At 60.5% G+C, this 21,598-nt stretch carries 18 protein-coding genes, 1 tRNA gene and 1 riboswitch; of the genes, 4 read left to right on the forward strand and 15 right to left on the reverse strand.

What is annotated here, in order from left to right; genetic code table 11:
- Positions 1 to 154: 154 nt before the first annotated feature.
- The 5 genes from GKO01_RS04450 to GKO01_RS04470 form a co-directional block, all read right to left on the reverse strand.
- The gene (locus tag GKO01_RS04450; protein WP_099285952.1) at positions 155 to 3,565 is read right to left on the reverse strand and encodes an AAA family ATPase; all 3,411 of its coding nucleotides are present in this window, start codon (positions 3,563 to 3,565) and stop codon (positions 155 to 157) included.
- A complete protein-coding gene (locus GKO01_RS04455) occupies positions 3,565 to 4,815 on the reverse strand; it encodes a metallophosphoesterase family protein (RefSeq protein ID WP_099285953.1) in 1,251 nt (416 codons plus the stop codon). The genes GKO01_RS04450 and GKO01_RS04455 overlap by 1 nt, the downstream gene beginning before the upstream one ends.
- 49 nt (positions 4,816 to 4,864) lie before the next feature.
- Complete coding sequence (locus GKO01_RS04460; protein WP_099285954.1) at positions 4,865 to 5,368, reverse strand: DUF892 family protein; 504 nt, start codon at positions 5,366 to 5,368, stop codon at positions 4,865 to 4,867.
- A gap of 157 nt (positions 5,369 to 5,525) precedes the next feature.
- The gene (locus GKO01_RS04465) at positions 5,526 to 8,042 is read right to left on the reverse strand and encodes a TonB-dependent receptor (RefSeq protein ID WP_099285955.1); all 2,517 of its coding nucleotides are present in this window, start codon (positions 8,040 to 8,042) and stop codon (positions 5,526 to 5,528) included.
- A 225-nt stretch (positions 8,043 to 8,267) separates the two neighbouring features.
- Positions 8,268 to 9,035, reverse strand: coding sequence for a sulfotransferase family protein (locus GKO01_RS04470; protein WP_244901322.1), 768 nt, complete (start codon positions 9,033 to 9,035; stop codon positions 8,268 to 8,270).
- 158 nt (positions 9,036 to 9,193) lie between these two features.
- Positions 9,194 to 9,400: riboswitch (cobalamin riboswitch) on the forward strand.
- A 107-nt stretch (positions 9,401 to 9,507) separates the two neighbouring features.
- Here GKO01_RS04470 and GKO01_RS04475 point away from each other — a divergent pair.
- Genes GKO01_RS04475 through GKO01_RS04490 form a run of 4 tightly spaced genes read left to right on the forward strand, consistent with a single transcriptional unit; the run spans position 9,508 to position 14,080 of the window.
- Entirely contained in the window at positions 9,508 to 11,466 is a 1,959-nt protein-coding gene (locus GKO01_RS04475; protein ID WP_244901323.1) for a TonB-dependent receptor plug domain-containing protein, read from the forward strand.
- A 34-nt stretch (positions 11,467 to 11,500) separates the two neighbouring features.
- The gene (locus GKO01_RS04480) at positions 11,501 to 12,316 is read left to right on the forward strand and encodes an ABC transporter substrate-binding protein (protein ID WP_167383429.1); all 816 of its coding nucleotides are present in this window, start codon (positions 11,501 to 11,503) and stop codon (positions 12,314 to 12,316) included.
- Complete coding sequence (locus GKO01_RS04485; RefSeq protein WP_099285957.1) at positions 12,313 to 13,299, forward strand: FecCD family ABC transporter permease; 987 nt, start codon at positions 12,313 to 12,315, stop codon at positions 13,297 to 13,299. Before GKO01_RS04480 ends, GKO01_RS04485 begins: the two co-directional genes overlap by 4 nt.
- Positions 13,300 to 13,309: 10 nt before the next feature.
- Positions 13,310 to 14,080 carry an ABC transporter ATP-binding protein gene (locus GKO01_RS04490; protein ID WP_099285958.1) on the forward strand — a complete coding sequence of 257 codons (771 nt, stop codon included), beginning with the start codon at positions 13,310 to 13,312 and terminating at the stop codon, positions 14,078 to 14,080.
- Here GKO01_RS04490 and GKO01_RS04495 read toward each other — a convergent pair.
- The 10 genes from GKO01_RS04495 to hisG form a co-directional block, all read right to left on the reverse strand.
- Positions 14,005 to 15,027, reverse strand: coding sequence for a bile acid:sodium symporter family protein (locus GKO01_RS04495; RefSeq protein ID WP_099285959.1), 1,023 nt, complete (start codon positions 15,025 to 15,027; stop codon positions 14,005 to 14,007). The genes GKO01_RS04490 and GKO01_RS04495 overlap by 76 nt on opposite strands.
- 228 nt (positions 15,028 to 15,255) lie before the next feature.
- Positions 15,256 to 15,331 (reverse strand) — tRNA-Phe (locus GKO01_RS04500).
- A gap of 60 nt (positions 15,332 to 15,391) precedes the next feature.
- Positions 15,392 to 15,571, reverse strand: a complete 180-nt coding sequence (locus GKO01_RS04505; protein ID WP_062032836.1) for a DNA gyrase inhibitor YacG — start codon at positions 15,569 to 15,571, stop codon at positions 15,392 to 15,394.
- A complete protein-coding gene (locus GKO01_RS04510; RefSeq protein WP_099285960.1) occupies positions 15,568 to 16,611 on the reverse strand; it encodes a ribonuclease E/G in 1,044 nt (347 codons plus the stop codon). Before GKO01_RS04510 ends, GKO01_RS04505 begins: the two co-directional genes overlap by 4 nt.
- Entirely contained in the window at positions 16,608 to 17,264 is a 657-nt protein-coding gene (locus GKO01_RS04515) for a Maf family protein (RefSeq protein ID WP_099285961.1), read from the reverse strand. The genes GKO01_RS04510 and GKO01_RS04515 overlap by 4 nt, the downstream gene beginning before the upstream one ends.
- Positions 17,265 to 17,277: 13 nt before the next feature.
- Positions 17,278 to 17,496, reverse strand: a complete 219-nt coding sequence (gene infA / locus GKO01_RS04520) for a translation initiation factor IF-1 (protein ID WP_007282896.1) — start codon at positions 17,494 to 17,496, stop codon at positions 17,278 to 17,280.
- Between the two features lie 166 nt (positions 17,497 to 17,662).
- Positions 17,663 to 18,967 (reverse strand): DEAD/DEAH box helicase, encoded by a 1,305-nt coding sequence (locus GKO01_RS04525; RefSeq protein ID WP_099285962.1) that lies wholly within the window; start codon positions 18,965 to 18,967, stop codon positions 17,663 to 17,665.
- Positions 18,968 to 19,094: 127 nt separating this feature from the next.
- Positions 19,095 to 19,535: a hypothetical protein gene (locus tag GKO01_RS04530; protein WP_099285963.1), complete on the reverse strand. Its 441-nt coding sequence runs from the start codon at positions 19,533 to 19,535 to the stop codon at positions 19,095 to 19,097.
- Positions 19,535 to 20,827: a histidinol dehydrogenase gene (hisD, locus tag GKO01_RS04535; RefSeq protein WP_099285964.1), complete on the reverse strand. Its 1,293-nt coding sequence runs from the start codon at positions 20,825 to 20,827 to the stop codon at positions 19,535 to 19,537. The genes GKO01_RS04530 and hisD overlap by 1 nt, the downstream gene beginning before the upstream one ends.
- Positions 20,827 to 21,552, reverse strand: coding sequence for an ATP phosphoribosyltransferase (gene hisG / locus GKO01_RS04540; RefSeq protein WP_373319084.1), 726 nt, complete (start codon positions 21,550 to 21,552; stop codon positions 20,827 to 20,829). Before hisG ends, hisD begins: the two co-directional genes overlap by 1 nt.
- Between the last annotated feature and the right edge of the window lie 46 nt (positions 21,553 to 21,598).

Raw genomic sequence — 21,598 nt, forward strand, 5'->3', positions numbered from 1 at the left:
AAACCATATGAAACAACCATAACGGAATGGCTATAGAAAGAATCGTATCAAATGGAAATAGTTGATATGTATTTCATATTGTGTCTTGATGCGGAATCACTTATTCTGATGAAATATTAACGAATAAAATGGTAAATATTTTTTATATAATAAATTATAGCTTTATAATGTATGGAATTTCTTTTGATTTATTTGTTATATACCCATGGTGGGTAAAAAATAAAACCTGCGTTTTCTCTGAAAACTCCACCAATATCTGTAATCCGACATTCGTTCGCTCTTCATCGAACGTCACGAACAGATCATCCGCCAAAAATGGCAGACGAATGCCCCTCTCCAGAGCTTGCTCAACTGACGCCAGACGCAGCGCCAGATAAAGCTGATCGCGTGTGCCCTCGCTCATGGCGTGAACCGGAACAGGCGTTGTGCTCGCCATGCGCTGCCCCGCCAGAACCAGCCCGTCCGGCCCGCTCTCTTCCGTCACAAGCCCTTCATAACGCCCAAGTGTCAGACGTGAGAACAGGGCCCCCGCCCGCGACAGAAGAGGTCCATGCGCCTGCTGACGGCCCTGCTCCACCAGCCGTGACAGCATCAACTGCTGGAGCCGGAGCGAAACATACCGGCTGGCCCGCTCGGCAATTTCCGCTTCTGTTTCCTGAATATCTTCCGCGACCTCACGCACTCCACGGGCACTTTCCAACTCCGCCAGCACGCTTCGCGCCTGCAATAGCCGTTCTGTCACTGCTGATCTGCGGGCATCGAGTGCAATCGTTTCAGCTTCGATCTCCTCGAAGTCCCGCTCAAGCTGCTCGGGGTCCGTCATACGTGCTTCGTCCAAAAGCGACTCAAGGGAGCGGCCATTCCCGGCCTGAAGAATCTGCTCCCGCAACTCGTCGCGCCTGTCGCACAGCCCTGCTCGCTCCCGTGCCCGGGATAACGCATGACGCAGGTCGTCCTCTGCCCCAAGACCCAGAAGACGGCGCGCAGGGTCCAGCCCCTGCTCCAGTTCGACAATTCGCAGATCGGCCTGCGCGATCTCGTTCGTAAGAGCCGCGTGCTGCTGCATAACGGACTTCCGTTCCCGCTCGCGCTCCAGTTCCAGCGTCAGAAACCGCTCAAGCTCTGCCGCAGATCCCTGCCCGTAGCGCTGAAGAAACCCGCCCAGTTCCGTACGGAACGCTGCGATATCGCGCGCTTCGGTGTCCTGTTCCTTCTGCTCGCTCTCCAGCCGCGTCTGGATTGTCAGCGCCTCTGCCACATCCCGCAGATCGGCCTGCTCCGCCCGCCCCGGATAGCGACAGTCCCGACACGCCCGTGCCCAGTCTTCTTCCCAAAACGCCAGCTTCTGCTCCACGCCGGACAGGGCCGCCCGGTCTTTAAGTAAAGCCTCTTCCCGCTGGAGGCGATCCTTTTTCCGCGCATCCGCCGTCTTGGCCTCGTCTTCGCCCTGCTCCAGCAAGGATGTCGCCTGCCGGATCTGAGCCGCCAGTTGCTCGGACGTAGATTCCACGCCAAAAACCCGCAATCGTCGGCTCATATCGGCCCGGCTGTCCGTCGCGGCCTGAAGCTGCTTTTTCGCACTCTGCAACGCCTCTTCAGCGGCCAGAGCCTCCTGTCGCCGGGCCACCCAGACCTGCAATGACGCAGGCGGCAGCACCGGCGCCCCGAATGTTTCCAGCAAAGCGCTCCACGTGGTCTGACGCCGGTCCAGTTCGTCCTGCGCCCGCATCCCCCGACGACGGGCTTCCTCCGCCCGAAGCGCAAGATCCTCACCCTGACGCAACAGGGTCGCAAGCTGCGCCGACTGTTCGGCATGGGCATGGCGTCGGTCCGCCAGACTATCCGCATTCTGGATCAGAACCCCGAACGCCTCCCGCGTCGCAGGAGCGGGGCACCCGCCGGAGTGGAACTGATCCTCCATGCTCTGCCAGAGCCGGTCGCGTTCCTGTCGTGCTGCGGAAAGCTGCTCCCACGACACGGCCTGCCCGTCTTCTTCCAGACGCCGACACTGCTGTGCCAGACGCGCCCCTTCCGTTTCCGCCGCCTGCGTCTCGTCCCGTGCAACGCGCCGCTGTTCGTCCAACGTTGCCCAGAGCCGTGCCTCGTCCTCCAATGCTGTTCCATCAGGCAGGGCAAGTGCTGTTAGTTCTCCCTTGCGATCGGCCGTGCTAGCGCGCCATGGCATCAGCGCCCCATAAGCCGCAGCCGTGGCGTCTCCCAACCGCAAGACTTCGGCGGCAAGACTGTCGATCCGGTCGTCCAGAGCGCCCAGACTGCGGGCTTCATCCAGCTCCAATCGGAACCGGCGCAGATTTTCAGGACGGATTTTTTCGTTCGTTTCCGAAACGGACTGAGGATGCAGAATATTCAGCGCCTGCTCCGTTTCCTGAAGCCGCGCTCGCAGATCCTGTTCCTGTGTCCGCAACAGCGCCCGCGCCTGAAGCCTCTGACCCAGATCGTCCAGTTCTTCCCGATTGGGTAACGCACCTGCCTCACAACCATGCCGTGCCCAGAACTGTTCGAGCGAAATCGCATCCCGCGTCAGTCGTATTTTCCGCTCTTCGACCTTTGTTTCAAGGAGCGCAACCAGATCGCTGCGCTTCAGAAGCGCTTGGATGGCATCCTGTTCCGCAAAAACTGGGGAGGTGTCGCCAAATGCCTGAATTTTCTCGCATAACGCTTCGAACCGCTGTCGTAAAATAGAGGCGTTGTGAGCTTCACGTTGTAACAATTCAAGAATATTCTCAAAACGAGTACAGTCTTCAATCGTTAGATTCCAGTTCGAAAAAAAACCTATTTCCGTTTCAATTTGAATTAGTTTCTGAAAAGGAACGGATATCATTTTCAGTCGGGAATTGGTTCTGCGGCGTGTGCCAAGTTCCTGTGCTGCTGCATCGCAGGATTGTTTGTCTGTTTCTGATTCAGAAAGTTCCTTATTCGCAACAGAAAGTTTTTTGACGGTTACGACGTCGCTCCGTAGTGCCGTCTGTAACGCCGTCAGCTTCAGTCTGGCCTGTTGCAACGCCGAGCGTGCGCGTCCCGATTTCCATTCCGCACCGACATCTTCCTGCAGTCGCGCACTCAGTTTTCCAACGCCCTCAAGTCCCAGTCCGGCCGCCAGAATCTGAAGTCCGGCATCGTCTTTCAGGCGGCGCATCTCCTCGCCGCCCTCACGCAGTCGCGTATGATCCAGCGCCCAGGCCGCCTCAAATCCTTTCGAATCCAGTCCCCCCAGCCAGGTCCGCAATGGCAGATCCTCCAACGGCGTCCTGTCATCCGCTGCAAACAGCGTCTGGGTCCGCCCCCGGCGCCGCACGCCCTCAAAAACCGTTCCATCCTGTTCCAGACTGGCCCCGACCCGCAGCAGCGATGCCGCCGTCATCCAGTCCCCGGCGATATGGTGCGGGAACCCGAACAGGAAATCCCGGATCGCACAGAGCGTCGTCGATTTCCCGGCTTCATTCGCACCGTAAATAACGTGCAGGTCCCGCGCCCCTTTCGGAAAATTCAGCGTGGTCTCCTGAAATCCGCCATAACGCAGAAGATCGAGGCGTTCGAACCGCATTATTCCGTCTCCCCCAACAGCCGCGCCCTTAATGCCGCCCGCGCCTGTTCAAGCGGGAACTGCCCCTCCGGTATCAGGCTGTCACGCTCCACACAGGAGGGCAGGGCAGAGAAAAATCCTTCGAAATCGTCGGGCAGGGAGGTCAGAAACGCCTCGTCCTGCATGAGTCCGTCCAGCGCTAGATCAAGCTCCCGCGTTTCTGCCACGCCGCTCTGCCGACGGGGCGCGGACGTCTCGTTGCGGATTTTCTCCAGCGCAATCTGTGCCGTCCCGTCGGCGGACTCCTGCGCCATCGACACCGCAATGCCCCGCAGATCGTCCTCCCAACCTCGCGACGCACATAACCGGTCATGCAAAACGCTGCGTCCCGTCAGCACAATCCGCGCAACCACTGTGCGTCCCTCCGCTTGGGAAAGAGCGTGTTCCATCTCCCGCCGCGCGGCCCCCAGAACACCATCCATGCTCTGAATGTCGCTGACATCCAGTTCCAGCCGACACCAGCGCACGACATCACAGTTCACGAAATCGACCGAGCGGACGACCCCATCCTCAACGCTCACTAGAGCACAACCACAGGCCCCGGTCTCGCGCGCATGACGCCCCTGAAGCACGCCCGGAAACACAATCCACGGATGCTCACAGACGATTTCGCGCGCATGGACATGCCCCAGCGCCCAGTAATCATATCCCTTCGCCGATAGCGTTTCGACGGAGCAGGGCGCGTAGGTCTCGTGTTCCCCATATCCCGACAGCGACGTATGCAGCACCCCAATATTGAAACACCCCGCGACAGGCGCGGGATAGGCCCGCGTCATGTCATGCGGGACATGACGGTCGCGAAAACTCTGTCCATGCAGCGCCACGCCGAGTTCCGGCCAGTGAAATGTCTGCGGGGCCTCATAGGAAAAATGCTTAATTCCGTCGGGCAGCGGCAGTTCGCGCGCAATGACCGACTGCGCATCATGATTGCCCGAAAGCGTCACGACCCGGATGCCCGCCTGAACCAGTCGGCTCAGGGCTTTGAGCATGTAAAGTCCGGTCCCCACATCCTGCCAGGTCCCGTCATACAGGTCCCCCGCCAGAATAACGAAATCGATTTTTTCAGTCAGGGCCGTCTCGACCAGCCGGTCCAGCGCGCGCCGTGTGGCCCCCCGGATTTCCTCTTCGGGAAGCCCTTCGTAACGGCTCAGCCCCCTCAGGGGGCTGTCGAGGTGAATGTCAGCAGCGTGGAGAAATCGGAAAGAGGACATCCGCGAAGTTTACGCCCTCCACGATGTCTTGCAAGCAGCCCCGCTAGGATCAGGCCGCCGCCAGATATTGCGACACGATATCCGGCATCAGGCTCTCAAGCGCCTCGACCGAAGCTGTCTCTTCGTCCTTCAGACATTCCAGTGTCGCTGCATCCTGCGTAAAACCAAGTTGCCCCGCCAACACGATCAGCATCTGAAGTGACGTGATCTGATGCGCCCGGTATCCACTCGCCGCCAGCACGTTCTTCAGAACGTCCCGCGTTTCGCCGCCATGCAACAGCCCCGAGACGGTGCTGAGAATGGACGATACCGTCTCATGCGGAACCGGGGCAGGGTGCCCGTGCCGCGACAGAAGGATCGTGATCTCCCGCGCATGGCTCCGCCCCATCGCCAGATCCTGCTCCATCCGCTGGCACAGCCCCGGATACTGCTCACACACGGGCAGTTCGGAAAGTGCGGTCTCGATGGCCTTGGATTCAATGGACAGATGATCCCGAAGAGCGCCCAGATAGATATCCAGAGCTGACCTGTCCGTCGTTTTCGTTCTGCCCACCGTCTTTCCTTATGTGTCGCTAATGTGGATTTAAATGGCCATATTGCCCCATGGAGCGCAAGAGCGCAGCGTCATGCTGGGAATACTTTTGCAGGCATAAAAAAACCCCATGCCGGAGACCGGCATGGGGCATTCAGGGTTAACAAGATTTGAAGGATCAGAAACCAGCGCTGATGGAACCGGTTGCAGCGAACGGTGCCGCGATCATGTACGTCGGAGCTGTTCCTTTGACGGTGGTTCCGAATATCCCGCGCTGTGTTTGTGCGTTGGTCTGAACGCCGGTCGGAAAACCGAGGTAATGGTTGTTGGTGATGTTGGTCAGGTTGAATTTGATGTTCGGTGCTTGCAGGAAGCCCAGGTTTTTGAAGCGATAGCCGACCGAGATATTCATTTTAACGTAACCCGGAATGTGCTGGTCGTCCATGAATGTCGAATACTGCTTGGCAACGTACTTCAGGCTGTAAGCGCCAAAGATATTACCGTCGTCATAGTCGAGGTTGAAGCCAACTTGGTATTTGGGGGTCTCAGGAGCAAATTTTCCAGCGGTATGCAGGTAGTCGCTTGATGCACCGCTACCAGCACGCAGGTTACTGGTGGTCCGGGCGTCAACGTACTCGAAGGACGCATAGGGCCGCAGGTGATAGAAAATCGGACGTGTTCCGATTTCGGCATCCACACCGTTCGTGCTCTGGCCACCGGCATTGATGTTCGTCGTGGCGTAGTTGCTGCACGACGCATTCAGGCACTCGGTCTGAGAGAACAGACGGTTTGTGAAGTTGTAGTGGAAGTACGTGATTGAGGCCATGACCGTTGGGCCTGTGTAACGCCAGCCGGCTTCTTCCGAAATGGAAATTTCAGGCTGTTGGTTTGCATTGGCCTGCGTGCTGTATCCGCCGTTTTTATAATATGTACCCGCGTCATAGAGCGAGTAGTTCATCGGGATACGGAAGTTTGTCGCACCAGACACGAAGACCTGCATTTCCGGATTGATCTGATAGCGGATCGATGCTGTTGGCAGGGGCTGGTAGAATGTTTTGTTAATGTAAGGGCCTGTCGACGTATCGGGCAGCATATTGTGACCGTCACGCATGACAATCGCATACTTCAAACCGGCATCAATGGTCAGCTTGTTGTTCAGCAGCGACAGGCTGTCACCAATAAACATGACGTGGGTGCGGGTCTGGGTCAAACTGGCGCGGTACTGATAGGTCGTGCCGTCATTGAAGATGAAGTTCGGACCACTGCCCCAGATGTTCCAGGGTGTACCGTTGGATGCGATGCCCGTTGCAGGCGCCGTCTGGATTTGCTTGGCGTATTCGAACCAGTATCCGACCATCAGGCGATTAACGCCGGTTGTCAGCGTCAGTTTCGTGACGGCACCCGGGCGATAGGTCGTGGTGAGCGAGGGCTCATACATCAGCGTGCTGTTAGAGGGCTTTTTGCCGTTTAGTGTGCCAGTCATGCTCGTGGCGCCCCAACTGGTTGGTGTCGTGTAAGCACCGCCGCCGCTGCCATCACCGTACCAGAAGTAAGGGGTTTCCGTGAGGACGAGGTGATCCGTCAACTTGAAGGTCGATGGGGCACTAGTATAGATATTGGTAAATGGATTTTGATGAAGTTTGTAGTAATTACTATTGTTTTCTTTGTATGTTCCATTATATACTGTATTGTTTATTGTGGCGTTGCTTGTGTTTTTAAAGGTGGTTCCATTCGGGCGAGTGCAAGTGGAACCCGCATAACACGGTGCAACGAAACCCGTTTTCTCGCCAAAACCATACGCATTCCACGATGGAAGATTTACGCTTGGTGACAGGTAGTTATAGAGGCGGTTTCCGACGATGGCGAGCGAGACGCGGTTGCCATCACCCCAGTCGTTCACGAATTTCGCTTCAGCATGGAGCTTGCGGTTCGTTGCTTCAGAGTGGATGGCGTCTTCTGTGGCATAGGAGCCAGAGAAGTAGGCGCGCAGATTGGTGTTGCCGATTTTTCCGGTGTCCAGACGCAGGAAGCCGCGCGTGTAGTCATAGGAACCGTAAGAGACGTCGAATGCGCCACCCTTTTTCATCTTTGGGTCGATCATATACATGTCGACCACGCCGCCGGTGGCGCTCAGATGAGGGCTGTCGAGGTCAGCAGAACCCTGTGCGAGGCTGATCTTGCGCAGGTTTTCGGAGTCCACGATTTCCTGGGAGTAGACCGCGAAGTTCCCGATATCGTTGAGCGGGAAGCCTTCAAGCGTGAAGCCCATTTGCGATTGGTCGAGGCCGCGGGCGCTCATATGGCTGCCTGTCAGACCTGCCGGATCGGAGGACGTGACGTTTGCACCCGGAAGCAGAGCGATGAGCTGCATCGGGTCCTGACCCGGTGCCTGCTTTTCGATGTAGTCGCGCGAGATGGCTGAAACGGACTTCGCTGCGTCCTGTTTCTGCATCAGACCACCACCAACATCGCGGCGTGTTACGCCATCGAAATAGGTGTGATGACCGCTGACAGAGACATGTTCTTCATGTTCGTCTGTTGGAGCCGTGTTGCCCATCATGGACGGAGCGGCAGCAGCGACTTTCGTAGGGCTCTTCTTCGTGGAAGGAGCCGTGCTGTTTGCGGGTGCGGCAAATGCCGACACCGTACCAAACGCAAACAGGGCCGAAGTCGAAAGCAGGCGAGCAAGGCGCATTGTGTTTTCGGTCTTTCTCGGTCAGGTGAACTTTCGGCCGAGAAAAAGCATGAGTGCATGCCTCATTTCAATCAGATGTGGTGTGATACACTATGACATGAGGGGGGTATGGCAATTTAGTCACATTTCACCTTCGGAACGGCGATAAATGCTAGGAAACTCCCCGCTGATTGTGACATTTGGAAGACATATCCTGTTTTTCTGAACAAAGATCGTTTCGAAACATTATCTTGCAGGACGCAAATCTTCATCTGCGCTGTAGATCTGTCGAATCCTCTTGGCCTGCGCTGGGGTAGCCGCGGCATCGTGGGTGTTGCCGTTCAGATGAGGCACGATCCGGCCACGCAGGGTGGGCACCAGATCGGGGAGAGACGAGATCCGGTCCATCGGAATAAGCTGATCCACCGCAAGCCGACCATTCCGATCACAGACATAAAGGCTCTGGGGCCGGAACACATGGTCCATGTCATAAACGGAGGAGCAGGATTCCACATGATCGATGGCATCATCCAGCGTGTGGAATGAGCGGTAGAGTCCACTGACGGAGGGATGGATTCTGACTCGCGTCGTTCCGCCGCGCCGTGCAAAAGACCATGCGGATACGAAACGCTTCACAGGATCGCGCCAGATTGCAAAGCTGGGTACGGTCCGACAGAGTTCTGGCGCGACATGATGATAATAACGCCATGTCTCATGAAGCATGATCCCGCCATAGAGCAGGTCACAGACCGACGTGCCGCCATTTTTGGGAACATGAATGAACATGGCCCCGGCTTCCCGGATACGTTCAAGCCGCTGAAGACGCTTTCGACCGAGCGGGAGCCGCAGTCGCAGATCGGCGGCACGCGCATGGACATCGGGATACTGCTGTACTCCGAACAACTGACACAACATCCGCTGCGGAAGGCCGGATCCTTCTGGCCCGCGATCGACGGGGTCAGCGAGAAGGACATGGGTCTCGTCAGTCATCCGAACGGCAGAAGGGGGCGTCATGAGCGTGTCCTGATCCGGTCTCTGTTGAGACGGACACTGGCGGCGCTAGGAAACAGAGGCAAAGGGTAGATTGTAACAGAGTGAAAGCCATGTTGCGGACTTTACTGTGTCAAATCTGTCACAAAAGGTCTTTTGTATTTGACTTGCCCTGTGCAGGGCGCTTCATGACAGCTGACGGTGCCCGTTTGCGCGGGTGAAAAGGGAATGCAGTGTGAAACTGCGGCTGCCCCCGCAACTGTAAATGCTGGCTGCTGCCTCACAAGGCGGGTGGCGCGATTTCAGGACATGAACCCACTGGCGCAGGCCGGGAAGGGGCCTGAAGACGGAGCATGAGCCAGGAGACCTGCCGTCAGCATGAGTTGTCCGAAGGACGGTCCGGGCGGGGTGCATCGGAACGCCGGGTCAGACTGCGCGACGGCGGGTCTGCCTCCTTCTTGAGGGCAACGCAGAACGACGAGACACCACCATCACCATGCCCCGTATCTCCCGCCTTCTTCTTGCGACAAGCATGCTCGTCGCTGTTCCGGCGCTGGCGTCCGTGCCGGCACAGGAGCCGGTTTCGCCGCCGAAGCCCAAGGCATCTCCGGCTCCGAAAGCCGTTTCATCGTCCATCCCCGAGACTGTTACGGTGACGGCGAACCGCATCCCGCAGGATCTGAGCAAGGTCGGCTCGCAGGTTACGGTTGTGACCCAGCGTGACATTGAACTGCTCCAGCGGCGTGACCTCGCGGACCTTCTGTCTCGTGAGCCGGGCCTGAACATGGTGCGGACGGGTGGCCCCGGTGGTACGGGGTCGATCTTCATGCGCGGCACCAACGCCAACGAAGTGAAAGTGCGGCTGGACGGGATGGACATCAACGATCCGTCCACCCCGGCCGGGGCGTTCGATACGGCGCAGTTCCTGACGGATGGGCTGGCCCGCGTGGAAATCCTGCGCGGACCGCAGAGCGGCCTGTATGGTGCGGATGCGATGGGTGGTGTCATCGATATGACGACCAAGCAGGGGCAGGGGCCGCTGCACGGTTTCGTCCGGCTCGAAGGCGGCAGCTATTCCACCAAGAACCAGACGGCCGGGTTCTCGGGATCGCTTCATCGCTTTCATTATATGGTCGAAGTCTCGCACAACCATGTCGGCGATTATCAGGCCGTGCCGAAAGACATTCGCGCACAGGTTCACGGCCATGACATTGCGTCCAACCGCAACGACAACCGCACCGCCAATGTGCGCCTCGGCTATGACGTGACGGACAATTTCGATCTCGGCTTCACGGCCCATCTGACGCAGGCGGATTACGAATACGTCGCCGACGATTACAGTTCCTACCCGACGCTGCCCTCAGCCCAGCAGAATGAGAGCGATCTCAAACAGGCCATCCTGCGCGGAACGGCCCATCTGAAATCCTTCAAGGGTGTGTTCGAGCAGACGCTGGGCGTCGGGTACGTCACCTATCGCCGTCACGACATCACGGCCGGGGAATCAGACATCGCGTCCAATCGTGGCGACCGGTTGAAAGTGGACTGGCAGGGCCTGACCCATCTCGGTCATAACGGCTCTTTCCTCGTTGGATATGATTATATCCGCGAGCGCATCCTGACACCGATCGACGCCCAGACCACGACGAACGCCGCCTGGGGGCAGCTTGAGGGGCACTGGCACGACATTCTCTTCGGCTCGGCCAATATCCGCTACGACAACAATTCGCGTTACGGCAATTACGTGACATGGCGTGTGGCCCCGGCTGTAAAAATCCCCGGAACGGGTCTGACGCTTAAGGCCAGCGGTGGCTCGGGCTTCCACGGCCCGTCCCTGAACCAGCTTTTCGTCAGCTACCCGGCCTATTATTTCCTCGCGAACCCGAACCTGCGGGCCGAGCGCCTTCTGGGCTTTGACGCCGGGTTTGAAGAGCGCCTTCTGAACGGCAAGCTGACCTTCGGTGCCGACTATTACGGCAACCATGTCCGCAATCTCATCAATACCGCGCTGTCGGGCTATAACTACACCTATGTCAACGTGGCCCGCGCCCAGACGCATGGTGTTGAGGCATTCGTTGATTACCGCATCATCAAGAGTGTCGATCTGCGCGGCACCTATACCTGGACGGACGCCACGGATCGCAGCACGGGTGCGGCTCTCGTGCGTCGCCCGCGTCACAAAGCCACGGCCAGCGTCATCTGGACGCCGACCAAGCGCCTGAGCATCACACCAAGCCTGCTGTATGTCAGCGGCTGGCACGATCTCGACCGGTATACGTCCATGAGCACGATCGGCCATGATTATGTGACGGTGAACATTGCCGCCGAATACAAGCTGGCCAATTTTGTCACCCTGTTTGCGCGTGGCGACAATCTGGGGAACCGGTATTATGAAAACCCGGTCGGCTACCTCCAGCCGGGCCGGTCTTTCTACGGCGGTGTGACGTTTGGCCTTTAAGGCGTTCCTTCACGTCCTTTCAGCTCCGGCGGCAGTGCTTCTGCTGTCGGGCGCTCTCGCCGGATCGGCCTGTGCCGGTCCGGTGCGAACCCGTATCGTCTCGCTTAATCTGTGTACGGACGAATTGCTGCTCGAACTGGCGGACCCATCCCATATCCTCGGCCTGAGCCCGTTGGCGACGGATTGCGCGGAATCCGTCCGCTGTGAACTGGCACAGACTTATCCCGTGCAGCGTCCTGACGGCGAGAACCTCGTCGCCACTCATCCCGATCTTGTTCTGGACGGCACATGGCACCGCCCGACCGCCGCGCTCGTGACGGACGCCCTGCACGTTCCGTTCGTCCAGCTTCCCTCTATCGCCTCCCTTGCGGATATTCCCGTTCAGATCCGGACCGTCGCCCACGCCATTGGCGAAGAGGCGCGCGGTGAGGAGATGATCCGCTCCTTTGCGGACCGGCTTGAAAGCCTCCATCCCGCCCAGCCGGAAAAAATCCTGACGGTTACGGTTGTCGGTGCGAATCTTGCGGGAGAAGAGGGCGGGCTGATCTCCGATCTTCTCAAACGCGCCGGGTTCCGTCTCTCCGCCTCCGAACGGCCGGACGGCACCATCGCGCTGGAAACCCTGATCGCCCATCCGCCAGACCTTCTGGTGACCGGCATGATTTCCGAAGGCGCGTCTTTGGCCGAAAATGTTGTTCACCATCCCGTCTTGCAGGGACGATTTACAGGCGCGCACCGTCTGGCACTCCCCGGCCGTCTGACGATGTGCGGCACGCCCGAGACCCTTGATGCGCTGGAGGCCCTGATCGCCGTGCATGATCGCCTGACTGCAGCGGAGCCTTCGCCATGAGCCGTTATGTCCTGATCGTCGCTGTTCTGGGGGTATTGGTTCTGGCCCTCGCCATCCTGTCTCTGGCCGCGGGTCCGGCGGGGATTGGCGTCCTTCAGGGGCTGTCCGATATGCTGCATGGCCGCGAGACGATCGCTGCGACCATCATCGGCCAGATCCGCCTGCCGCGCATGATTCTTGCCCTGCTGGTTGGCGGGACGCTCGGTCTGTCGGGGGCGGCGCTTCAGGGACTGGTCCGCAATCCGCTCGCCGATCCGGGAGTATTGGGCATTTCGGGCTGCGGCGCGCTTGGGGCGGTCCTCGTCTTTTATACCGGCGTCTCGGCAGTCTGGGCGCCTGCGCTCCCCTTGGCGGCGCTGTCTGGCGCCGGGTTGGCCACGCTTCTGCTTCTGGCCCTGACGCGCGGCGGGACGCTCGTTCTGGTACTGGCCGGTGCGGCACTGGGCTCCATGAGTGCCGCGCTTCTGGCCCTGACGCTCAATCTCGTGCCGAGCCCCTATGCCTCCTACGAAATCATGCACTGGCTCATGGGCTCCCTTTCCCGTGCGAGCCTGCATGACGTTCTGATCGCTTTGCCCGGTCTGCTGATCGGGTCGGGGTTTCTGCTCGGGACCGGTCGGTCTTTGGATGCCCTGACCCTTGGTGAAGATGTGGCCCACACGATGGGTTTTTCTCTGCGTGCGGTGCAGTGGCGCGTCGTGATCGGAACGGCGTTGGCTGTTGGAAGTGGTGTGGCGGTCGCGGGCGGGATTGGGTTCGTCGGCCTCGTCATGCCGCATCTGCTGCGTCCGCTCGTCGGAGCGCGACCCTCACGTCTGTTGTTGCCGTCCGCGCTGGGAGGGGCTGCACTGCTGCTGGCAGCGGACCTGTTCGTGCGCTTGCCTGTCAGTGGCACCGAACTGCAACTCGGCGTCGTCACTTCCCTGATCGGAACGCCGGTTTTTTTCTGGCAGGTCTGGCGCCTGCGCGGACGGCCGGTATGAGGCACGGATCATGATCCTTCAAACCGACACACTCAGCCTGACCCTTCAGGGGAACAGGCTCCTGCACGACATCACGCTCGACGTCCGTCCCGGTGAAGTCCTTGGCGTGATCGGCCCGAATGGCGCAGGCAAAAGCACACTCCTGCGTGTCATGGCCGGACTGCTCCGTCCCGAGACCGGCCGTGTCTTGTTGGACGGACAGGACCTGTTCTCCATGCCCCCCGAACAGCGCGGGCGGCATCTGGCCTATCTCCCGCAGGACGCCCCGGCCGCCATCGGCATGAGCGTGCGGGACGTTGTGACGCTCGGTCGTCTGCCCCATCGCCGCACAGCCTCGGCGAAACAGGACATAGCTGCCGTTCAGCAGGCGCTTGAGGCCGTGGGAATGCGTGCCTTCGCTGACCGCTCCTGCGCCAGTCTGTCAGGGGGCGAACGCGCGCGTGTTCTGCTCGCCCGGGCGCTTGCGGTGGAGGCTCCCGTCCTGCTGGCGGATGAGCCGATCGCAGCGCTCGACCCCGCGCAGGCCCTGACGGTCATGGAACTGTTTAACCGTTATGCGGCGCAGGGTCAGGCCGTGGCCGTCGTCCTGCACGATCTGGCGCTTGCAGCCCGTTTCTGCACCCGGATCGCCGTATTGTCGGAAGGTGCTCTCGCCAGCATCGGCACGTCGTCAGACGTGCTGACGGACGCGCTCTTCGCTGAGGTTTACGGTGTGGCGGTGCGGCGCTGCGGAGAGGTCGTCGTCCCCTGGTCGCTGGTATCGAGGAATCGCGTGCTATAGCGCCGGGCCAGCAGCGTGCAGGTGAAAAGCTGGATCTGGTGATAAATCATGAGCGGCAGCACGATAATGCCGACCGATGCTGCCGGAAAAATGACGCTCGCCATCGGCACGCCTGACGCCAGAGACTTCTTCGATCCGCAGAACTGAAGCGCGATGCAGTTTGATGTTGTCTGTCCCAGTCCTTTGCCCATCAGCTGCGACAGCCCCAGAACCAGCGCCAGCATGGCACTGTCGAGCAATGCGACCTCCAGAAGATGCGCGCCCGAAACGCGATGCCAGATCCCCTCCACCACGGCGGAACTGAACGCGGTATAGACCACGACAACGATAGATCCGCGATCGGTAAACGAGATCAGGATCTTGTGCTTGCGCACGATCGGCCCGACCCATTTCTGAAGGATCTGTCCCAGCGCGAAGGGCAGCAGAAGCTCTTTGCTCACGTCGAGGATGGAACCCAGCGGCGAGTGCTCCGCCCCCACATGTCCAAGCACCAGCCCGGTCAGCAGCGGCGTCATTGCGATACCCGCAATATTGGAAACCGTCGCAGCACAGATCGCCGCCGTGACATTTCCCCTCGCAATGGAGGTCAGTGCGATGGAAGACTGCACGGTGGACGGCAGGCAGCACAGGAACAGCACGCCCGACCACAGTTCCTCGCCAAACAGCGCATCGGGAAAAACCGCCCGGAACAGCAGATGCAGCCCGACCCCAAGCACAGGAAACAGAGCGAACGTGCAGAGCAGAACGCTACCCTGAAGTTTCCAGTCCTTCACGCTGTCCACAATGGCGTGACGTTCGAGCTTCGCGCCCTGAAAGAAGAACATGAACGTGATGAGGATCGTCACGACATGCTGAAGGATATGCTCCATCTGTCCGCGGCAGGGCAGGATGGAGGCCAGCGCAATCGCGCAGATCAGGGAGAAGAGGAAAGGGTCAAGGCGCTTCATGCCGCACTATGTCCGCATCCGACCCGGACATGCAACGGTCCTGGAGGTCATATCCTGTTTGTTGTCTGTCCAGCGCCTGTAGGTTTTTATCCCTCTGCGTCGAACGAAAAGGCTCATCATGACGACGCCCCGTATCGGGCGCAGATCAAGACCGTAATGGTCTCAGAAGTCGCACGTATTCCGCCACTCTGAAATGCTGTGCAGGATAATCATTTTGAGGGAGTAATATGGTGCCCAAGGGCGGAATCGAACCACCGACACTGCGATTTTCAGTCGCATGCTCTACCAACTGAGCTACTTGGGCACCGAGCTTCAGGGCGAACCCCGTTGCGGAGATGGGATGTAGCTTATGATTGCGGTGGGATCAACCCTCTCCGTCGCGATATTCGTCCTGTTCTTCGTCATTGTCCTGACGAAAGGACGGAACGCGGTATGTTCCGCTGAACCAGCGGCCCAGATCGACGTCTGCACAGTGCCGGGAGCAGAATGGGCGGAACTGGGGATCTGTGGGGCGGTGGCAGATCGGGCAGGTGGACTCGCTCATGACAGGCTCCAGCTTGCAGGGGAGGCGTTGGGGTCAAGGACAAGGTCTAACGTTCGCGCGCGCCGGGACGTGAAATCAGCGAGAGCTTCAGGATCACTTTCCAGCGCCTTGATGAGGCTGATCGAGGCCGTCAGCGTCTGTCCGGGGCGCTCTTCGCGCAGGATCGTCCGCAGGATGGACAGGGCCAGACCCTGTGGAGAAGATAGAAGTTCATGAAGGGGCGGGCGACGGCGCGGGCGCGTCAGTTCCATTAGCCCCGACGGCGTTGCGCCGAGAACATCCGGCTTGAGTGGATCGTCGGACAGGGCTTCGCGCAGGAATGCGACCAGCGCGGGGCGTTTGCGCGTCTTTACACCCGCCGGATCTACCAGAATCGTGCCTGAGAGGTTCCGCAGACGGATCTGCCGGGCAAGGTTTGGAAAGGCTGCGACATTACTCTTGAAGTCAGGAGCGCCAGTGCTGTCGAGGTCGATGGCGATCAGGGCGGGAGTCGGAAAAAAACTAGCGGTCAGCAGGCCCAGATCGGCTTCAGAACTGCCAAGACTGTCGAAATCGGCCTCAAGCGCCCCATCGAACGCCCGCTGGCAGCGCTGAAGGCGCGGACGCAGCCGCACAGGCAGTTTTGCGGCAATACCCGGATCATCCACGAAAATTGGCGCATCCCGATAACGGTCCGCCAGTTCGTCCAACGGGGTCGGGCCGCGTTCCAGAAGTTTCGGAGCGGAAGGGGCTTCGGCAGGCATTTCGGCCCTACGCAGACGCAGACCTTTCCCGTTCTGTGCCGAGCGACTGACGCGGGCTGCGAGCAGAGTGCCTTCGATCAGGGCATCGCGTGTGGGGAGAAAACCACTCTGGTCGTCTTCGAGCAGGACGAATGCGCCGCCCAGAGCCGGGGCGGCCTTCTGGACGCGGACAACGTGCCAGTCTTCCAGACCATCCGGGCAGCCGGGACGCCAGAGTGCGACGTCCAGCAGCGTGTCATGGTCGGTAACGGCAATCCGCACTTCGCCCGGAGAACAGGCTGCGCGGATTTCAGTCATGCGATCCAGCCACCCGAAGGTTTACCCACCAGTTGTCCGCGCAGGAGCTGCGCGGTTTCAAACAAAGGCAGCCCCACAACAGCCGAATAGCTGCCACCAATCTGGCGGATATGGGCGCCAGCAGCGCCCTGAATGGCATAACCGCCCGCCTTGCCCTTCCAATCCCCCTGCGCGATCAGGGCGTCGATCTGTGCGTCCGTCAGGCGGTGGAAAATGACGAAGGTTTCCACCAGCCGCTCGCAGGAATTGCCTTGCGGCCAGCCCGCGCTCGGGCGCAGGACAACAGCGGTCAGAACCTTGTGCCGACGGCCCGACAGCAGCTTCAGGCAGGCGCGGGCCGTCTTTTCATCTTCGGCTTTCGGCAGGATGCGCCGACCGACGGACACCACGGTATCCGCGCCGAGAACCAATGCGGCATCCGTGCGTTGCGCGGCCACATGCTCCGCCTTCTGGCGGGCGAGGCGCTGCGCGAGCGGGCGCGGCAGTTCGCCGGGGCGCGGTTCTTCGTCGATATCGGCGCTGACGACGGCGTCGGGCACGATGCCGATCTGTTCCAGCAGGCTCAGGCGGCGCGGGGAGGTGGAGGCCAGAACGAGCTTCGGACGGTCCAAAAGGCCGGATGACCCTTCTGCGGAAGACGGGGATGCGGTCATGCGGCGGACTGTCTTACTTGAAGCGGAACGTGATCCGTCCCTTGGACAGGTCGTAGGGCGTCATTTCGACGTTGACGCGGTCACCGGCCAGAACGCGGATGCGGTTCTTGCGCATCTTGCCGCTCGTATGGGCGAGGATGGTGTGCTCGTTGTCGAGCGTGACGCGGAACATGGCGTTGGGGAGCAGTTCCATGACGGTGCCGGTAAACTCGATCAGGTCTTCTTTTGACATGTGAATCCTTGCTTCAGGGACAGGGTAATGATCTGCGCGCGGCAGTGGCTCCGGTGCGGAGCCAGAAAATCCAGCCCGCTATGTGCGGACTGTCAGCCGAAAGGTCAAGCGCGACCGGCCCCTGTCCCGGGATTCTTGCGGTTTTTATGCCGGCTCGACGTGGTTTTCAGGAGGCTTTGCCAGCGGCCTGCGCTCCACCCTGAGCCGCGGCACGGGCGGCCATCTTTTCCTCTTCGGTCCAGACGCGGCGCTCGCGCACCTTCTGCGGCTTGACCTGCTTGACCGGACCGCCGCCGAGGACGGGCGGGCGCATGGTGGAGTTCCGGGCCTTTTCGCAGTGCCATTCATGGCTGTCATGAACGTCCAGAGTCCGGCCGATCTCACGCTCCACGGCATGGAGCCAGGCGCGCTGTTCTGCATCGCACAGCGTAATGGCAAAACCGCTGCGGCCCGCACGGCCCGTGCGGCCGATCCGGTGGACATAGCTCTCCGGCAGGCTCGGCAGGTCGTGGTTGATGACATGCGTGACCGTATCGACGTCAATGCCGCGCGCCGCGATATCAGTCGCCACCAGAACCTGAACGTCGCCTTCGCGGAATGCGTTCAGCGCCCGCTCGCGCTGGCCCTGCGACCGGTTGCCGTGCAGCGCTTCCGCCGTGATGCCGGACTCCGTCAGGAAGGTGCAGACCTCGTTGGCGATGTTCTTTTGCAATGTGAAGACGACGGCCTGACCGATGCCCGGCGTCTGAAGCTGGGACAGGAGGGCCGCTTTCTTGTTGGACGCATCAAGGAACATGACCGACTGCGCGATGCGGTCCACCGTGGTGGAGGGCGGTGCGATTTCGACCTTGGCCGGGTCGCGCAGGAGGCTCTCGACGAGGGCCGTAATGGATTTCGGCATGGTCGCGGAAAACAGCACCGTGTGCCGGTCTGCGGGGAGTGTTGCGACAATGCGTTCGATCGGCTTGGCAAAGCCCATGTCGAGCATCTGGTCGGCTTCATCCAGCACCAGCGCCTCAAGCTGCGACAGATCGCACAGGCCCTGCTCAATCAGGTCCAGCAGGCGGCCCGGTGCGGCGACGATGATGTCCACGCCCTCTTCAAGCGCCTTGACCTGATGGACCTGACTGACACCGCCGAAAATCGTGGTGACACGCACGGGCTGGTGACGGCTGAAGCTCTCGAATCCGTCCGCGATCTGCGAAACCAGTTCGCGCGTGGGCGCCAGAACCAGAATGTGCGCGCCGTTCTTAGGGGCTGGGCGCGGGGTTTCGGCAAGCCGGTGCAGCAAAGGAAGCGCGAAAGAGGCTGTTTTACCCGTGCCGGTCTGTGCCAGTCCGAGCAGATCGCGGCCTTCCAGCAGAAACGGAATGGACTGGGCCTGAATGGGCGTCGGCTTGACGTAGCCTGCGTCGTCCAGAGCACGAAGGATTGTGGGCGTAAGGCCGAGATCGGCAAAAGTTACGGACATAATAAGGCGGCGCCTCCGGCGCTGAGTAAAGCTGCGCCTGATGGGGCTTCGCGGATTCAGAAAGCGGGCTTGTACGAATGATGCTTCCCGCCGTCAACGCGACCGAAAAGCATGCAGACTCAGCCCGTCAGGACAGTTTGGAAATATCGCGCATGGCGACGACAAGATTCATATGTGACGCCAGAAGCCTCTGCGGCAGGGACGGCAGATAAATGCGGATGGCCTCAAGCCGTTTGGACTCCGGAAGGGCTGCAAACGGCGTGCGCGACCCCGGGCCGTCACTCCCCGCGTCATAGCTTTTTGCAATCGCGGCCAGCAGAGTGGCGGGGACGGAGGCCAGAAGCGCTTTCTGCGCCGGATTCAGAAGACGGTCCCGCAGGGGGCCGGAGAGCGTGCGCTCTTCGGCGATTTTCGGTTCTTCATAAGGCTTGAGCTGGCTCAGCGGGAACTCGACCTCCACGCCATTGGCCTGCTCGACATAGCCGGTGGTGCCGTCGATATCGACCAGCCTGCCGTCATGCGTGCCCTTGAGGTCAGAAACACGGTCACCGATCGACAGGCGGGCCATCAGTTCTTCTCCAGTCGGGCTGACAGGCTGAGGGCATGGGCGTCCAGTCCTTCGGCGGTCGCCAGAGCCACACCGGCCGGGCCGATCCGGCGCAGACCGGCTGCGTCGGTTTCGATGGTGGTGGTGCGCTTGATGAAGTCGAACACCGACAGACCGGAGGCGAACCGCGCCGTACGGCTGGTCGGCAGGACGTGATTCGGACCGCCGACATAGTCGCCCACGGCTTCGGGGCAGTTGCGGCCCATGAAGATCGCACCCGCATGGCGGACCATCGCCGAGAAGTCACGCGGGGCGTCGAGCATGACTTCCAGATGCTCGGGCGCCAGCGCATTCACGATCTCGGCGGCTTCCTCAAGCGAGCGTACGACAATGACCGCGCCATGATCGTCCCAGCTTTTCGAAGCGATGGCGGCACGGGGCAGGGTTTCCAGCTCTTTGCGGACGGCCTCCGCGGCACGTTCGGCAAAAGCGGCATCCGTTGTCACGAGAATGGCCTGAGCCTGCTCGTCATGTTCGGCCTGTGCGAGCAGATCGAGGGCCACCAGACGCGGATCGTTCTGCCCGTCGGCGACGACCACGACTTCGGACGGCCCGGCGATGCTGTCGATGCCGACATGCCCAAAGACCTGCCGCTTGGCTTCTGCGACATACGCATTGCCCGGCCCGACGATGCGGTCCACCGGGGCGATAAGGTCCGTGCCGAACGCCATGGCGCTGACGGCTTGCGCGCCGCCAATACGGTAGATTTCCGTCACGCCGCAAAGCTGCGCGGCCGCGAGAACCAGCGGGTTCAGCACGCCGTCCGGGGCCGGGACACACATGGCCAGCCGCTTCACACCCGCCACACGAGCGGGCAGGGCGTTCATCAGCACGGAGGACGGATAGGCCGCCTTGCCGCCCGGAACATAAAGCCCGACCGCATCCAGCGGGGTCCAGCGCATCCCGAGGCGGATGCCGTCCTCATCCGTGAAGTCCAGATCCTTGGGCATCTGGGCCGCATGAAACGTCTCGATCCGGCGGGCGGCGGTGCGGAGGGCGTCCATCAGGTTCGAGGGCACGCGCGCGGCTTCGGAGGCGATTTCTTCGGCGCTGATGCGGAGTTTGTCAGCAGGCAGGGTCAGCCGATCGAACCGGGCGGTATAGTCGCACAGGGCCTCGTCGCCCCGGCTGCGGACGTCTGCGAGGATCGCACGGACCGGTTCGGCCACGCTGCGTTCGTCGCTGCCACGCGCGGCGAGGAGTGTTGCGAAGTCTGCGGAAAAATTAGCTGCGGACGTATCGAGGCGTTTCATCAGACCGCACCTTCCGTGGCGAGGGCTGTACGGAAGCGTTCGATCAGGGCGCTGATTTCTTCAGGCCGGGTCTTGAGCGCGACGCGGTTGACGATCAGGCGGCTCGTGACATGGGCGATGGTCTCGGTTTCCATCAGGCCATTGGCGCGCAGGGTGGAGCCGGTATCGACCAGATCAACAATCACGCTCGCCAGGTCCAGCGTCGGTGCGAGTTCCATAGCGCCGTTCAGATGCACGATCTCGGCATTGATGGCGCGGGACGCGAAGTGACGGCGGGCAATGGTCGGGTATTTTGTGGCAACCCGCAGACGGGACTGACCCGTTGCGGGATCTTCGATCATGGTTTTTGGGCGCGCCACGCAAATGCGGCAGCCCCCGATGCCCAGATCGAGCGGCGCATAGATGTCCGGATAGTCGAATTCCATCAGCACATCTGCGCCGCATACGCCGATATCCGCACCGCCATACGCCACGAACGTCGCGACATCGAAGGAACGGACCCGCACGACATCCAGATTCGGATCGGATGTGCCAAAGCGCAGGCGGCGGCTGCTTTCGGTCAGGCAGTCCGGGTCGGGCTCGATGCTCGTTCGCGTCAGGACCGGAGCCAGCGCCTTGAGGATGCGGCCTTTCGGAAGGGCGAGGATCAGCGGCGTATGATGATGCGCGGTTGCGTCCGTTCCGTTCCGGGTCATGATCGGGGGGTCGGTCTGGAGCGCTGTCATGCGACGTCTGGTCCTTGGCTGTCCGCAGGCACTGGGAACGGCAGCG

The sequence above is a fragment of the Gluconobacter kondonii genome (genome assembly GCF_002723995.1).
Classification (GTDB): domain Bacteria; phylum Pseudomonadota; class Alphaproteobacteria; order Acetobacterales; family Acetobacteraceae; genus Gluconobacter; species Gluconobacter kondonii.